General features: G+C 66.0%; 13 protein-coding genes and 2 pseudogenes. 2 read left to right on the top strand and 13 right to left on the bottom strand.

Translation table 11 applies throughout. The features are described 5' to 3' along the window. Window positions 1–218 precede the first annotated feature (218 nt). From MCHLDSM_RS06675 to MCHLDSM_RS06625, 11 genes are read right to left on the bottom strand one after another with little or no spacing between them, the layout of a single operon-like run. Window positions 219–770, bottom strand: a complete 552-nt coding sequence (locus MCHLDSM_RS06675) for an Rv1363c family protein (protein ID WP_014805671.1) — start codon at window positions 768–770, stop codon at window positions 219–221. After that, complete coding sequence (locus tag MCHLDSM_RS06670) at window positions 767–1,735, bottom strand: RDD family protein (protein WP_014805672.1); 969 nt, start codon at window positions 1,733–1,735, stop codon at window positions 767–769. Before MCHLDSM_RS06670 ends, MCHLDSM_RS06675 begins: the two co-directional genes overlap by 4 nt. Continuing rightward, window positions 1,732–2,394 carry an Rv1363c family protein gene (locus MCHLDSM_RS06665; RefSeq protein ID WP_014805673.1) on the bottom strand — a complete coding sequence of 221 codons (663 nt, stop codon included), beginning with the start codon at window positions 2,392–2,394 and terminating at the stop codon, window positions 1,732–1,734. Before MCHLDSM_RS06665 ends, MCHLDSM_RS06670 begins: the two co-directional genes overlap by 4 nt. Continuing rightward, entirely contained in the window at window positions 2,364–3,917 is a 1,554-nt protein-coding gene (locus MCHLDSM_RS06660; protein WP_048469446.1) for an MCE family protein, read from the bottom strand. Before MCHLDSM_RS06660 ends, MCHLDSM_RS06665 begins: the two co-directional genes overlap by 31 nt. A 3-nt stretch (window positions 3,918–3,920) precedes the next feature. Next, window positions 3,921–5,069, bottom strand: a complete 1,149-nt coding sequence (locus MCHLDSM_RS06655; RefSeq protein WP_041783919.1) for a virulence factor Mce family protein — start codon at window positions 5,067–5,069, stop codon at window positions 3,921–3,923. Window positions 5,070–5,098: 29 nt separating this feature from the next. Continuing rightward, entirely contained in the window at window positions 5,099–6,739 is a 1,641-nt protein-coding gene (locus MCHLDSM_RS06650) for a virulence factor Mce family protein (RefSeq protein ID WP_048469445.1), read from the bottom strand. A 14-nt stretch (window positions 6,740–6,753) separates the two neighbouring features. Next, the gene (locus MCHLDSM_RS06645; RefSeq protein ID WP_014805677.1) at window positions 6,754–8,337 is read right to left on the bottom strand and encodes a virulence factor Mce family protein; all 1,584 of its coding nucleotides are present in this window, start codon (window positions 8,335–8,337) and stop codon (window positions 6,754–6,756) included. After that, window positions 8,334–9,365, bottom strand: coding sequence for a virulence factor Mce family protein (locus MCHLDSM_RS06640; RefSeq protein WP_014805678.1), 1,032 nt, complete (start codon window positions 9,363–9,365; stop codon window positions 8,334–8,336). The genes MCHLDSM_RS06645 and MCHLDSM_RS06640 overlap by 4 nt, the downstream gene beginning before the upstream one ends. After that, the gene (locus MCHLDSM_RS06635) at window positions 9,362–10,582 is read right to left on the bottom strand and encodes an MCE family protein (protein ID WP_014805679.1); all 1,221 of its coding nucleotides are present in this window, start codon (window positions 10,580–10,582) and stop codon (window positions 9,362–9,364) included. Before MCHLDSM_RS06635 ends, MCHLDSM_RS06640 begins: the two co-directional genes overlap by 4 nt. A 2-nt stretch (window positions 10,583–10,584) precedes the next feature. Then, on the bottom strand, window positions 10,585–11,466 hold the full coding sequence (locus tag MCHLDSM_RS06630; RefSeq protein WP_014805680.1) for an MlaE family ABC transporter permease: 882 nt from the start codon (window positions 11,464–11,466) through the stop codon (window positions 10,585–10,587). 1 nt (window position 11,467) lies between these two features. Beyond that, complete coding sequence (locus MCHLDSM_RS06625) at window positions 11,468–12,256, bottom strand: MlaE family ABC transporter permease (protein ID WP_014805681.1); 789 nt, start codon at window positions 12,254–12,256, stop codon at window positions 11,468–11,470. A gap of 521 nt (window positions 12,257–12,777) precedes the next feature. On the opposite strand from MCHLDSM_RS06625, the pseudogene MCHLDSM_RS06620 reads away from it, so the two are divergent. Beyond that, a pseudogene (locus MCHLDSM_RS06620) lies at window positions 12,778–13,248 on the top strand (transposase); the annotation flags it as partial. A 197-nt stretch (window positions 13,249–13,445) separates the two neighbouring features. Continuing rightward, window positions 13,446–14,165 (top strand): IS30 family transposase, encoded by a 720-nt coding sequence (locus MCHLDSM_RS06615; protein WP_158021564.1) that lies wholly within the window; start codon window positions 13,446–13,448, stop codon window positions 14,163–14,165. Between the two features lie 133 nt (window positions 14,166–14,298). Here MCHLDSM_RS06615 and MCHLDSM_RS37035 read toward each other — a convergent pair. Together MCHLDSM_RS37035 and MCHLDSM_RS37030 are read right to left on the bottom strand one after the other, a co-directional pair. Continuing rightward, a pseudogene (locus MCHLDSM_RS37035) lies at window positions 14,299–14,640 on the bottom strand (Lsr2 family DNA-binding protein); the annotation flags it as partial. A gap of 124 nt (window positions 14,641–14,764) precedes the next feature. Beyond that, the coding region (locus tag MCHLDSM_RS37030) for an ERCC4 domain-containing protein (protein ID WP_048469506.1) at window positions 14,765–15,436 on the bottom strand (672 nt) is incomplete at its 3' end. Between the last annotated feature and the right edge of the window lie 281 nt (window positions 15,437–15,717).

Below are 15,717 nucleotides of genomic sequence, written 5' to 3'. Positions count from 1 at the left end.
ACGCCGAGACGCCAGTGCACCGGTTGCGTCCGGTTCCCCGCTCTCCTGGCCCACCGGTTCGTCTGTGTCCTCGCCGGTCGCCCCTTTGGCAGGCGCTTTTTCGGCCGTGGCCTCCGGCTCGGTGACCGCGTCTTCAACGTGCTTCCTCGTCAACGCAGGCCGGTGCCCGCGACGGCCTGCCGCCTGCTGCTCGGTCGAGCCGACAGCGGACTCCGTGGTCAGATCACCTGAATCAGCTGGGAGATCTTCCACTGCTGTCCTTCCTGAATCGCCGTTACCACCCAACGGTTTCCGCTCTCGATCGTCGACTTGCCATCGGGGGTCTTCGCGGTCGTCTTCGTCGCCACTAGGACGTCGGCGCTGCCGTTGTCGTTCCAGCGCTGCACGCCTGCCTCGACCACGGTGCCCTGAGTGGGTTCCGCCCGCGCGACCTGAATGACGATCTCGTTCATCTTCTCGCGGAACATCTTCGCGAAGTCGCCGGTCCCCTGCGCCAGCACCCGGTCGGCGTAGGCGTTCGCGTTGAACGGATCCAACGTGGTGTAGGCGGTCATGAATCCGTGCACGTAGTTCAACGCGGCGGCGTCGCGGAGTTGGGCGCGGCGGTCGGTTTCGTGGGACACCAGCATCAGAGCGCTGGCCGTGATGGCGGCAGGGAGCAGGAGACCGGCCACGGACGAGACGATCGCCAGTCCCCACCGACGCGGCGGTGTGGGCTCGACGGTGAAGTAGTCGCGTTCGTCGGCGTAGGTCCTGCGGCGCGGGCTCACTGGCCGGCCGCCTGCATCAGGGGCGCCTTTAGCACCGTCAGGTTGTTGACCCGCCAGTTGTCGCCGACCTTGTCGAAGTCCACGCGGACGGTCGCGGTAATGAACTTGAGTTCTTCGACCTTGGTGCCGCGCTGGCCCTGCATCGCGAGCAGCATTGCGGCCTTGTCCTTCGACACAAACAGAACGGCGCTGCTGACCGCCCAGTACTCGTTGGTGGACGCGCCGGACTTGCGGACCGCCTCCTGTTGGGCCACTAGCTGGGGCCGGTAGTTGTCAGTCGCCAGCGACTGCGCTCTGCTGAAGTCGTCGTTGAGCGTGTCGACCCCGTAGCTGAGCATCTGCTCGACGATCCGCGGGCCCTCTTCGGTGACCTGAGCGCGCGCCTCGTCGACCACCTGCTCGTGGCGGTAGACCAAGAGATAGCTCAGCCCGACCGAAAGCGCGGTCACCACAACCGCCGCCACCAGAACCTTCGCGGTGAATCGGCGCATGTCCCGGTCGGGCCGCGTGGCGAGATGCACCTCGGTGCGCAGCACCAGATCAGCGAAGGTGCGCCGCCGGCGGTCCCACAGCGGCCAGAGCCACCCGACGAATAGGGCGGCGGTGTCCAGCAGGTGGGCGAGGTCATGCAGGAGCAGTCGCCCGAATCCGGGTGGTCGCCCGTCGCGGCGCACGATCCGGATGCCGACCAGGGCCCGCCCCAGGGTCCAGCCGTGCATGGAGGGCAACAACCAGCGGTTGCCCGCCAGCACGACGACCGCCAGTCCGGTGACCACGACGAACGTCCACCACGCCCACCCGAGCTCGGGTCCGGCCAGCAGCCACGGCGCGGTCGTGGCGAGCACCGCCACCCCGGGGAGCACGTCGACCGCGAACGCGGCCGCGCGGGTGTGCCACGCCGCGACGGGTTCGGCGGGGGTGTCGAGGACGGGGGTGTCCGGAGTCAGGTCAAGCACCGCGGTCACGAGGTGACCTGGTCGAGTTTGGCGACCTTGTAGGTACCGTCGGCTGGCGCCATTTTAACCCGCAACCGGTAGCCCTGCTCCTGGTCGGCGGCCTCGGAGTTGGTGACCTTCACCCGCACCGCGACCAGGACGTCGATCGAGCCGTCGTCGTTGTGGCGCTCGACGGCGGCCCGCATCTCGGAGACCTGCACCTGGACGTTGGCAGAGCGATAGGCGTCGACCAGCATGCCGCTGTAGAGCGCCGCCTGGGCACCGAAGTCACCGGTAGAACACTCGATGATCTTCGCCTGCCCCGTCGTCATCGCCGACGTGTCCGGCGCCTGGGTGGCGGTGACGCACTCCTTGGCCGCTTGCAGCGCCCTGGCCTCCTCGACCTCGGTCGCGGCGCTTTCAGAATGGGCTCGCAGCGCCAGGTAGCCGCCCACCGTGGCGCCCGCGGTCAGCAGCAAGAGGACGGTGCAAATCGTGAGCCAGCAGCCTCGGCCGAGCCGCGACGGGCGGCCTCCGACGGCCGTCGCGGCGGACTCCTCGACAGAGTCCGGCCCCGGCGTGGTCTCGTCGGGGAAGTCGGTGTCGTCCGGGGATACTGCTACCGATTTGTCCGGCGTGTCCTCAGCGTCGGTGGGGTTCAGCTGGCTGGTGCCAGCATCTCCTTCCATTCGTCGTCTCCTGGGTTGCTCGAGTTGCTGACGTTGTACTTGACGCCGTCAGGTCCGACCACCTCGCCGCTGCCTGGGCTGTACACCGCAGTGCGGGGTGGCCCCGGTGCCGGAGTGTAGATGCATGGGTTGGGTTGTTGTCCACTGCACTGGACGCGGCCCTGCCCGGGCGGGCTCAGTGGATCGCTGATCGGCGAGGGCGGCTGTGGCAGCTGGTCGGCCGGCAACGGGTTCATGCCGTTGTTGACCGACGGCGCCGGAATGACCCGGCCGGGATCGACGCCCTGGTCACACCGGGCGCCAGGCGCCGGGCAGGACAGGATCTGGTTCGGGTCGCCGTACCACGGGTTGGTGCCCAGTGGAACATACGGCTCATCGCTACGGCACTCGCGCGGAGTGGCCGCCCGCTTACCCGGCGCGTCAACGCAAGGGAGGTTGCGCGCACCGCGAACCACGTTGCCTTGGAGATCCTTCGGTATCTTGCAGTAAAGGTTCGACGGCACCGGCGCTGCGCTGGTGTCGGCAAACGCCCGCCATTCCGACGCGGGCAGGAAGCCGGTGAGGCACGGCGGCGGCTGGTTGAGCGTCAGGTTGAAATCAATTTTTGCACTGTCGAACGGTGCCACTACGGCTTGAGCGACCGAGGCCCCCTGAGGGAGGATGACAAGGGTCTGTTCGAGGCCTTTGTGGTAGCGCTTGAGCATGTCGGCGACGACCGCCACGTTGGCCAGCGTCTGGGGCAGCGAGTCGCGCACGCCGCTGAACACCGTGTTGAGTTGGTCGGCGGTGGGCGCGGCCTGCTGCAGACCGCTGCGCAGCGCGCCGTCCTGCTCGGCCGACTGCGCGGCGAGGATGTTCAGATTGCGCGACCACCGCGCGATGTTGTCGCCCGAGGTCACCTGGCTCTCCAGGATCGGCGCCGAGTTCGCGATGATGTCGTTGACCGGGTCGATGTTGTCCTTGAAGTCCTGGGCGATGTTGGTGGTCGAGTCGACGAGTCGCTGCAACGCCGGCCCGAGGCCGCCGACCGCCTCGGAGGTCTCGGTCAGCAGCGTGTCGATCTTCTCCTTGGGTAGCACCGCGAGACCGTTGTTTGCGGCGTCGAGCGCCGGGCCGACCTCGGTGGGCACCGTGCTCTTTGTGATGGTCTGGCCATCACGGAAGTACTGCCTTGGATTGCCCGTCGACACCAGGTCGAGATACTGCTCACCGATCGCGGAGACCGAGTGGACGTTGGCGCTCGCATCGACGGGAATTTTGTAGCGGCTGTTAATGCTCATCGTTGCTGTGGCGCCGGTCTCAGTCGGTTCGACGGCGATCACCTTGCCGATTGTGGTGCCGCGGTAGGTGACGTTGGCCGTCGAATAGAGCCCGCCCGAGCGGGGCAGTTCGGCGTTGAGCGTATACTGCCCGATGCCCACCAGACTGGGCACCCGCAGGTAGTACCAGCCCAGCGCGACGAGCGCGATCAGCGTCAGGATCGTGAAGATGATCAGCTGGATCTTGATGAAGCGAGTCAGCACCGTTCACTCACCCCTTTCGACCAGCGGCCCGTTCGGCGCATCGTGCGGGTTCGGCGTGAACCGCACATCTGGGATCATCGTCGCGGGATCGCGGCCCCAAGCCTGCTCTAGCGCCCGCAGCGAACCAGACAGTCCGGTGCCGGTAAGAATTGCGTTGTCAACCATACTCAACGTCAAGTCAATAGTTGCCGACACGTTGACGTAGTCGCCTCTGATCAGGTTGGGGACGGTGTCGATATTGAACGGGACCGTCAGCAAAAGCTTCAGTGCGCCGGTCAGGTATGGCGACGCCTTCGCCAGCTGCTTGAGCGGCCGCTGCAGATTGTTCAGGTTGGCCCGCAGGTCCGCATTGGCGGCCGAAAGCGTTTCGTCGGCCGAGGTGCTGATGCGCCCCAGGGCCACCACCGCGTCGGCGAATAGATCCCGAGTCTCGGCGAAATGCTCGATCAGCGGCGGAAATTCGGTGAGCACCCGGTCGAGCGTATCGTTGCGATTGACCACGATGTTGAGCAGCCGGTTAGTCGAATCGATGGCGCGCGTCAGGTCCTGGCGCTGCTGGTTGAGCTCGTCGGTGAAGACGTCGAGCCGGCCGAGGAAGTCGCGGATCTGCTCTGCCCGTCCTGTCAGCAGGTTGTTGACCTCGGTCTGGATCACCTCAAGGTTCGGGATGCCGCCGCCGGTGAGGATGGTGGCGATGCTGGCCAGCACCCGCTCGGTGGTCGGGAACGCCGAGGCGTTCTCCAGTGGGATAGTATCGCCGTCGCGCAGCTGCTGCGGGGACGGGTCCGGTGGAGCCTCCAGTTCGACGTGCTGGGAGCCCAGCAGGCTCGTCTGCCCGATGCGGGCCAGGGCGTTCGACGGCAGCTCGATGCCGGGCTGGATGCCCAGCGTGAGCGTCGCGACCCAGTTCTTCAGCTCGATGGCCCGCACGGTGCCGACGAACACATCGGCCACCCGGACCCGGCTGTTGACGTTGAGCGCCAACGTGTCCGGCATCTGCACGTAGATGGTCATCGCGTCGCCACCGGTGCCCGGACCGCCGGGCAGCGGGACGTTCGCGATGCCCTTCCAGTTGCCGCAGGACGTGAGCACGACCGCGACTACGGCCAGCGCGGACGCGCGGCGTGCGATCTTGGAGAACCTGCGACTCATCCCTACCTGCTGTTCTTCGCGCACCCGGCTCATCGCGGCGCTCCGGCTTCGGCGGGCAGCGGCGGTCCGGCCGGTGCCGGTGGCGCGGCGCCGGGCCCGGGTATCGGAGCCGTCAGTGGCGATCCCGGATCACCAGGAACAACACCCGGCGCGGGCACCGGCGGCGGACCGGGCTGCGGATACCACGGCGGCGGCAACGGATTGTGCTCATCGAAGGCGTTCGGCGGCCCCGGCAGGTTCCCGCCACGCGTCGTCCCGAACGCCGGCGGCGCGGGCGGGATCGGTGCATCCGGCCCACCCAGCAGGGCAGCCAGCGACTCCGGGGTGAGCATGTTGGCGGTGAACGGCTGCACGTCAACGCCCTGCATCCCGGGCGCGGTGACCCAGCCCGGCTCGTGGTTGCCGTGGGAGAACAACGTGTCCCGGGCGAAGATACCGGGCACGGTGGTGTCCTTATAGCCCGGTGGCGGCTGCAGCCGCGGTTCGGAGTACGCAATCTGCTTCGGCAACGTGGTCGCTGTGTTTATCGGATTCAAGCCGAACGGCAGGAAGTTGAACTTGATCGCATCCATAATCGGTGCCAGATACTGTGCGCACAGCTCCGCCGAGTCCTGGTAGCCGAGCCGGCTGCCTGCCTGAATCGCGCTGCAGATGAATTGCATCGGATTGGCGAACGATGCAATCGCCGGTGCGGCTGAAAGATTGCCGCGTGTCGGTTCGTAGATGTTCACCAGGTTGGCACCGGCGTTCGGAAGCACGTGCAGGGCCGTCTCGAGGCCGTCGCGGGGCTCGGGCTGCAGGATCGCGTTGGTCACGTCGGCCAGGTTATTGACATCGGCGGTCAAGACGTCGCTGTTCTTGTCCAGGAACTGCCGCGTCGTGGTCAGCAGCCCTTTGAGGTCCTGCAGTGCGGTCGCCAGTTCGCGGTCGGTGTTGATGAACGCGTTGGTGAACTGGGCCAGGTCGTCGTTGAGTGCCACGAACTGCTGGTCGCTGCGGTAGAGGGCGTTGACGAACAGCGCGAGGCTCTTGACGACGCTGAAGAAGTCGCCGCGCCCCTCGTTGAGGGTGGTCAGCGCCTCCGACAGGCTGTTCAGGGTGGTGTTAATCTGCTGGCCCTTGCCGGCCAGCCCGCCGCCGAACGACTCGATGATGTCACCGAACGGTCCCTTCGGCTGTTGGGGCGTCGGTCCGAGGTCGGTGAGGATCCGGTTGAGCGAGTCGCGCAGGTCGTCGTACTCGACCGGCACCTGGGTGCGGTCCAGCCCGATGACGGCGCCGTTGTCCATCACCGGTCCGCCGGTGTAGGGCGGGGCCAGCTGGACGGTGCGCGACGCGACCAGGCTCGGGTTGAGGATCGACGCGGTGGCGTTGGCCGGGACCTTGTACTTCTTGTCGTAGTTGAACGTCACCTTCATCTTGTCGCCGTCGGGTTCGATCTTCTCGATCTTTCCGACCTGCACGCCCATGATCTGCACCTTGTCCCCGGGGTACAGCGCCAGAGTCTGGGTGAAGTAGGCGGTGACGGTGTTGGTGGTCAACCGCTGATAGGCCTTCCAGCCCACGAACGCGGCCACGATCGCACCGATCAGCACGATCGTGCCGACCACCAGGGCCGCCCGGGACACGCCGGGCAGCTTGAGGTTTCGCACGTTGAAGATCGTCGACATCTAGCTCTCCCCCCTTAACCTTGTGAACCCGGCGGGACGAACGGTGGATTACCCGGCAGCGGAGCCGAATCCGCCGGCGGCAACTGCGGACCCGGTCCGGGCGGCGGCGGCGGACCGGTCAGCGCCGGCGGCAGCGGCGCGATACCCGGCGTGAAATCGGGCGCCGAGGGCTGCGGCGCCAGCGGAACCGTCCGCGCACCCGGCGGGGCCGGCGGCAACGGCGGCATCGCACCCGGCACGTTCGGCGAGAGCTGACCCGGGATCGCGGCAGCCGGCACACCCGGACCGGGCAGCGGCCCGGTCGGATTCGGCGCCGACGTCGCGACGTTCGGACCCTGGCCCTCGTAGTTCGGGCCGTACGGATTGTCGCCGTAGGGGCCGACCGACAGCCCGGCGCACGGCAGCGGGTTCCCCGGCCGGGGCAGCCCGTCCGCGGGCGGGGTGTACGAGCACGGCGAGCCGGGCACGACGGCCGGACCCGGATTGTCCGGGGTGCCCTCCAGCGGCGTGGGTGCCGGCGGCGGTGCGCCGTTGGTGAAGCCGGTGCCGTTGGGATCCGGGAACCGGAACGCCGGCAGGCCGGCGTTGCGCCAGAACTCCTCCGGGTTGATACCGCGCTTCTTGAACGCGGCATCGACGAACGGCTGCAGGATCTGGTATGGCAGCAAGTTGGACAGGAGCACTTTGAAATAGGGCCCCGAGGCGACGGACTCGCTCAGAGCGGTGAGGAACTTGCGAAGCGTGGTCAGCACGTCGATCAGGTCGAACTTGCGCTCCACCAGGACGTTGGTGATCGTGCGCAGCTGCTCGAGTACCCGGTTGAGGTTCGGGTTGTCGTCGATGAAGCCCTTCACCTGCTCCGAGAACGCCGACACCCGCTCCAGCAGCTGACCGACGGCGTAGCTGCGCTCGTTGATCGCCGACAGCAGCGTCTGCGCATTGACCAGCAGCGCGTTGACCTCGCCGCTGCGCTCACCGAGGACGCCGGCGATCTTGTTGGCGTTGGCAAGAACCTGTTTGATCTGCTCGTCGCGCTTGCCGATGGTGTCGGAGAACCGGGCGACCCCGTTGAGGGCGGCGCTCAGGTGCGGGTAGGTCTGGTCGATCGTCTCCGACAGCACGTTGAGCGATTCGCGGACCGACTTGGTGTCCCAGCCGGACGCCGACTTCGTGACATCGAAGAAGGCGTCGTAGATCTGGTACGGGGTGGTCGTCTGGCCCAGCGGCAGCACTCCGTTGGCCTGCAGCGCCTCCGACCCGCGCGGTTCGATCTCGATGTTCCTGCGGCCGAGGATCGTGTCGGTGCGGATCGCCGCGCGGCTGTCGACGCCGATCTGCGTGCCACCGAGGGTGAAGCCGAGGACAACCTTGTCGCCCTCGATGTCGGTCGTCATGACCTCGCCGACGTCGACGCCGGCGATGCGCACCTTGTCCCCGGGGTTGATGCCGCCGGTATCGCCGAACTGGGCGTAATACTTCGGCTTGGCGAACAGCATCGGCACGCTGGCGAAGCTCTGCCCCACCCCGATCACGATGACGAGCAGGATGATGCCCATCAGCCCGCCGCGGACGCGGTTGGATCCCTCGAGGACTCTCATTTCGGCGTGCACCTACCCGAGGGCTGCGAGGTGACCCTCACCGTGCGCACCGGACCACCGGGCTGCAGACCGTTCAGCTTCAGCGAGATGTCGCACAGGTAGAAGTTGAAGAAGTCGCCGTAGATACCACCGGCGCGGCCGATGATCTTCAACGCTGACGGCAACCGGGTCAGGATGTCATCGAGCTGGTCCTTCTGGTCAACCAGAGGTTGCTGTACGGCGTCGAGGTGGCCGACGGTGCCTTGCAGAAGCGGCCGGTTGTCGGCGAGCAGATCGGCCACCGTGCCCGCGGCGTCGCTGATGTCGGCGACTGACGAGGCGATCGGGTCGGCGCGGTTCTTCAGGCCGGTGATGAGCCTCTCGAAGTTCACCAGCGTCTCGTCGAACTGCTTCTGATGCCGGACTGTTGTATCGAGCACGGTGTTCAGGTTGCGGACCACCTCACCGATCGCCTGGTCACGATCGGCCAGCGCCGAGGTCAGCGACGCCGTCTGGTCAAGGATATCGTTGATGGTGCCGCCCTGACCCTGGAAGACCGTGATGATCGACTGCGCGATGTTGTTGACCTTCTCCGGATCAAGCGCCCGGAACACCGGTCGGAACCCGCCGATCAGTGCGTCCAGGTCCAGCGCCGGCTGGGTGCGCTCGATCGGGATGGTGCCGCCGGCCGGCAGCCGCTTGTTGCTGTCACCGCGCTTGAGCTCCAGGTACCGGTCCCCGATGAGGTTGAGGTAGCGCACCGAAGCGGTGGACTCCTCGAACAGCTCCAGGGACCGGTCGACGTCGAAATCGACGCGCACCTTGGAGCCGCCCTCGATCAGCTTCACGTCCTTGACCTTGCCGACCTCCACACCCGAGGCGCGGACGAACTGTCCGGAGCGCAGCCCGCTGGTGTTGGTGAAGATCGCCGAATAGCCGGTGGTGCGGTCAAAGCGCATCTGACCGAACACCACGACGATGATCGCGGTGAACAGCAGCAGCACCAACGAGAAGGCGCCCAGCTTGATGGCGGTACCGGTGATTCTCATGGGTTGATCGTGTGCTCCCCTACCTGGCGACCCCAAACGTACTCGGTGAGCAGCGGCTGGCCGAGTTCGAAATGGTTGTACGGCGCTATCGACGCACCGGTGTCCATCACCAGGTACGGCGCTGGCCACAGGTCACGCGTGATCGGCTGCCAGCAGCCCGGCCGCCCCTCCGGGCCACCCTTGGCGTTCAGCCGAGGCAAGTTGTCCGGATACACGTACGGGTTCTCGGCGCCGGTGATGGTGGAGTTCGTATCGAGCGAGTAACCGTTGCCGCCGACTCTGGCCGCGACCTCGGGTGCGACGTCGTGGAAGTTGCGGATGGTGCAGAACAACGCCGGGCTGTACTCGTCGAGCAGTTCGCTCGTCGGAATGAGGTCCTCGGCGCCGCGCACCAGATACGGACCGCCGCGCTCCAACACCTGACCGCCGGTGTTGCCGAAACCGACCGCCGCCATCAGCGCCTGATCGAGGGTTCCGCGCTGCTCGTTGAGCGTGCGGGCCGTCGTCACCGCGTGCTCCAGACCGTCGAACAGGTCAGGTGCGGCGTTGGAGTACACCTCGCCGAGGTCGGCCAGTCCCCGCACGTCCCGGCGGATCTGAGGCATCTGCGGGTTGAGGTCGGCCAGGATGGTGTTGCCGTTGATCAGCGATTCGCCGAACCGGTCGCCGAGCCCGTCGAGGGCCTGCGCGGTCGCGGTCAGGGTCTGGTTCAACTTGACCGGGTCCACTTTCTGCGCCAGCTCGACCACGGTTTCGAACAGCGTGTTGAACTCGGTGGTCACGCTGGTCACGTCGATCACGTCGGAGCTCGTGATGCGCTGTTTGGTCGGGTTCTCCGGCGACGAGAACGCCACGTACTTATTGCCGAACACCGTGGTCGCCTTGATCTCGGCATCGACGTTTCGCGGGATCAGGTCGATGTACTTCGGATTCACTTCGAGCTTGATCAGCGCCTGCGGCTCGTCGCCGACCGTAACCGCTTCGATCTGGGAGACCTTGCCGATCTCGACGCCGTTGTAGGTGACCTTGGAGCCCGGGTCCATGACGAGGCCGGCGCGCGCTGCCTTCATGGTCAGCTCCTCGCGCGGCAAGAACTCGCCGCGAAACTGGAACCACACCAGGGCCACGATGACCGCCAGTACCAACAGCAGTACGAGACCGGCCAGCTTGTACGGCGGCCGCTTCGGGCTGTTCACCGGTGCTTGAGGGGACGTCATGACTACACCGTCAGGTTGAAGTTCGGGTCGGTGCCGTACAGCGCCAACGAAGCGAATAGGACAACCAGCACGATCGCGATCAGCGAGGCTCGCATCGACCGGCCGACGGCCTCACCGACGCCGACCGGACCGCCGCTGGCGAAGTAGCCGTAGTAGCAGTGATTGAGCATGACGATCACCGAGATAATGATCGCCTGCACGAACGACCAGGCCACGTCGTCAGGCCGCAGGAACGTCCGGAAGTAGTGCTCGTAGGTGCCGGTGGACTGACCGTAGAACAGCGTCGTGGTGACCTGCGCGGACAGGAAACTCATGATGATCGCCATCGCATACAGCGGAATGATCACGATGAACCCGGCCATGATGCGCGTCGACACCAGATACGAGATCGACTTGATCCCCATCACCTCGAGGGCGTCAATCTCCTCGCTGATGCGCATGGCGCCCAGCTCGGCCGTCGCACCCGCGCCGACGGTCGCCGCCAGCGCCTGACCGGCCACCACGGGTGCCGCGATGCGCACGTTGACCAGGGCGGCGAAGAAGCCCGTGAACGCCTCCACACCGATGTTGCCCAGGGAGGAGAAGCCCTGGATGGCGATCAGTGAACCGCCAGAGAGGGTGACGAAGCCGACGATCGCGACGGTGCCACCGATGACCGCCATCGCCCCGGTGCCCATACCGATCTCGGCGATCAGGCGCAGCACCTCCTTGCGGTAGAAGCGCAGCGCGTGACCGATCGACCCGATCGCCGTGACCACGAACCACGCGACGTGGCCCACGCTGTCCAAACCGCGCGCGGGGGCGCCAACGAGGCGCTCCCCGCGGGCATAGCCCCGCGGAAAGCGTTGCCGGAGAACCGTGCCGGTACCCGGTTTTGTCGCCATATCAGCGCCCCGTTCCGAAGCGGACGCCGATCGTGGTCATCACAACGTTGACGGCGAACAGTGCGATCACGCAGAGAACCAGCGTCTCGTTCACACCGGTGCCGACGCCCTTGGCGCCGCCGGACACCGTGAGACCTCGATAGCAGCCGACCAGACCGGCTATCAAACCGAACACGAGTGCCTTGACAACCGAGATGAGCACCTCGGGCAACCCGGTCACCAGCGTCAGCGTCGACACGTATGCGCCGGCGGAAATGTTCTGGATGTACACGCCAAAGATGAACCCGCCGACCAAGCCGATGGTGATGACCGCGCCATTGAGCAGGAAGGCCACGAACGTGGAGGCGACGACGCGCGGCGCCACCAGGCGGTGGATCGGGTCGATGCCGAGCACCTCGAGGGCGTCGATCTCCTCGCGAATCGTCCGGGCACCGATGTCGGCGCAGATGGCCGTTGACCCCGCGCCCGCGACCACCAGCACCGTCACCAACGGGCCGAGCTGGGTAACGGCGCCGAGCGCCGCGCCGGCCCCGGAGATGTCCGCGGCGCCGAACTCGGCGAGCAGGATGTTGAGCGTGAAGATAATGAGCACGGTCAGCGGGATCGCGACCGCGATGGTGGGCAGGAACGCCACACGCATCAGAAACCAGCTCTGCAGGATGAACTCGCGCCACTGGAACGGACGGAACAGAGCCCTGCCGGTCAGAACGCACATCCGAACGAAGCCGCCGACGGCTTCCAGCCCCGGCCTCACCTGATCAGTTATGAGACCGCCGGATGCGGCGCTCACCGGCGCACTCCCGTGACGGAACCGACTCCGTCGCGGCGCAACGATAATACTTGCCCCACGCACCCCTCCTTGCCCCGTCCCCGTACCGTGATGGCTGCACACCCAAACTGGCAGACAGCAAGAGCAACTACACTGTAGCCGATGCGGGTCAGCCGTGTAACCGAATGGCAATTGTTGCGATCTACACTCGTCCCGGCGCTTCCTTAGATGATGCGCTTACCGTTTCGCCATCGCGGCGGTGGACTCAGTACTGCGGACCCGCCACTTCTATTTTGGGGCTCCGATAGGCAGGGCTACCGCGGGTTTCTTCTTCCGCAAAGCACCTGGGCGCAACGGCTTTCGGCCGCCGATGAAGCAGCAGATGATCGCCGCCTGGCATCACAGACGGGACTGTGGATCTAACGGTGTTTCCGGCCTGACACGCTGAGCGATGCTCGGCGAGAAACGTCGCCGTGATGACGACACTGGATGATGTGGCGAAGAAGAAGCAGGCGGAGTAGTCCGCTGAGCAGAAGGCTGCCGTGGAGCCAGCTAATTCGGCTGGCCCAAGAACGGGGTCTGTCGCTGACGGGGCCCGAGGGGCTGCTCAAACAGCTGAACAAAGCGGTCCTGGAGACCGCACTCAATGAGGAGATGACCGAGCACCTGGGCTATGAGGAACACTATCCGCCCGGCGCGGGGACGACGGGCAACATCCGCAACGGGACTCAGACCAAGACGGTGTTGACCGACACCACCGGTGCTGTCGAGCTCGACGTGCCGCGGGACCGGGCGGCGACGTTCGAACCGCAGATCGTCAAGAAACGTCCGCGTCGACTCTCCGGTGTCGACGAGGTCGTACTGTCGCTGTACGCCAAAGGGCTTACCACGGGCGAGATTTCGGCGCACTTCGCCGAGATCTACGGTGCCTCTGTGTCCAAGAGACGATCAGTCGGATGACCGACAAGGTCATCGAAGAGATGAACGATTGGACGGTTCGCCCGCTGGATCAGAGGCAGCTTCTAGTGATCGTTGCGAATCCTGGTCCGATGGGATTGCCATGCCTCGTTACGCGCCGAACAAGATGCCGCCGAGTATTAAGCGTCGATACTTCGAACTGATCCGCACTGGAATGTCGGGTTCGGAGGCGGCCACGGCGGTGGGAGTGTCGCTCAGCTGTGGGTCGTTGTGGTTCATCGACGCTGGCAGCGTGCGTTTCATCGACAAACCAATAAGTTCTCGTTACCTGACCCAAGACGATCGCATTGAGATCGCAGACGGCCTCGCCGCTGGGGAGCCGGTGAAGGTAATTGCCGAGCGGATCGGCAAGACCTTCCAGGGTGTGTATCGCGAGATCGCAAGGAACCGGAAGCCTGACGGGACCTATCAGCCGTGGTATGCCCACGCCCAGGCCTATCAACGTCGCCGCCGGCCGAAAATGCGTAGATTGGCCATCGATGAGGGACTGCGGGCCGCTGTAGCCAAGAAGCTGGCCAAGAAGTGGTCTCCAGCCCAGATTAGCCGCTGGCTGCGCCACCGGTATCGGCGGCAGCCGAAGTGGCACTTATGCACTGAGACGATCTGCGAGGGTGTCTACCGGGGCCTGGTCGTCGAGTTCGACCAGCACGACCGCAACTCGGGAAAGAGCGCCAACATCCTGCGGACCGGCCGTATCTATCGGCATCGACGCGGGCGTGGACGCTCGCGAGACGGTGCTCTGAAACAACTCACCAAGCTCAGGTCGATCCATGAGCGACCGGCGAGCGTCCAAACCCGCCGACACGCGGGCCACTGGGAAGGTGACCTCATCGTCGGCGCCCAGCAGCGGTCGGCGGTCGCCACCCTGAACCGTCCCGGTTTTGATGCACACCTCGTTTCGTGTGACCGGTGTGCTTCCCGATCTGGTGGTGAGCGTAGTACGCGGCCGTAGACGCTAGGTTCGTCGTCTACGGCCGCGTACTACGCTCGCCACCCTGAACCGTCCCGGTTTTGATGCACACCTCGTTTCGTGTGACCGGTGTGCTTCCCGATCTGGTGGTGAGCGTAGTACGCGGCCGTAGACGCTAGGTTCGGTTCGACGAGTTGGTGTCGTACCAAGCAGCCCAGATCTCGGGGCGGAGCCGGCCGCGGTCGGGTACCGGTAAGCCGGTGCTGCGAGCCCAGGCGCGGACTTCCGCGGTGGATGGTGTCGGCGCCGCGGGTGCCTGGTCGAGGTGGGCGATGTCGACTCTGATCGGTGAGATACGTTGCATGGCAGCGTGTTCGGTGATCGCCCAGGCGTTGGCGGCGGCGAGGAATCGGTAGGTGTATTCCTCGGCGAGCTGGCGGGTCTCGCAGAACACGACGGGCACGTTTGGCCAGCGGATCTGGAGCTCGGCGAGCCCGTCGGCGACCATCGCGGGACGGACGCGGTCAAGCTTGAACAGCTGCGAGTAGGGGTAGGCGAACAAGGCCTTTTCCCGCGGCCAGGTCCCCGACGTGCGGAACAGCAGATCACCGCCAGCGAGCGGGACCCTCAGCAGCAGCCGNGAACACGACGGGCACGTTTGGCCAGCGGATCTGGAGCTCGGCGAGCCCGTCGGCGACCATCGCGGGACGGACGCGGTCAAGCTTGAACAGCTGCGAGTAGCGATCCTCGATCACCACCGCCGCACGCGGGAGCGCGGCCAGCTCGCCGACCTGGTAACGCAGCTTCCCGCCGGTGAGGCTGGCGACCAGATCGACCAGCGACTTGCGCTCCACGCTGGCGACAAGCTGACCATCGACGACGATCCCGTAGTCCCCGCACGACAGCGCCCGCTTCACCGTGGTGACCTGCTGGGTTGTAAACCGGTAGGCGTACTGCTCGTGGCTGTCGACGACGATCTGCAACTCCTCGATGCCGTGGGCGCGGGCGGTCGGGGTGCGCACGTTCGGGCGCGCCTGCTTGCGGGTGCGCGGCGACTGCCAAAACACCACGTCACGGCCACGAGCCTGGGTGAACACGAGCTGGGAGCGGTTGTGCCGGGACCGGTCGGCGATCACGTCGATCGCCGCGCCGCGCCGACGACACGACCGAAGCGGCACTTGTTCGACGATCACCGGATTGTCGGGCCACTCGTCCAGCGGTACCGGGTAGGCGAACAAGGCCTTTTCCCGCGGCCAGGTCCCCGACGTGCGGAACAGCAGATCACCGCCAGCGAGCGGGACCCTCAGCAGCAGCCGNGGGGTAGGCGAACAAGGCCTTTTCCCGCGGCCAGGTCCCCGACGTGCGGAACAGCAGATCACCGCCAGCGAGCGGGACCCTCAGCAGCAGCCGCAGCCGGGAGTCGTCGTCCGGGTTGACCGCGATCAACAACTCCGCCATAAGTCCCGAGTCTGCCATCGGTGTTCGGTGACACCCCCGTCGCGACCCGAGCCTACGGACTGCTGATGGGGTCACCGGCTTGCAGCCGGGCGTAGTACTCGGCCTCGGCTTCGGCTGGCGGGCGGCGGCCAAGGCG

Origin of the sequence: Mycolicibacterium chlorophenolicum (assembly GCF_001044235.1) — a bacterium.
Lineage (GTDB): Bacteria > Actinomycetota > Actinomycetes > Mycobacteriales > Mycobacteriaceae > Mycobacterium > Mycobacterium chlorophenolicum.
This window is presented reverse-complemented; position numbering and strand designations above follow the sequence as displayed.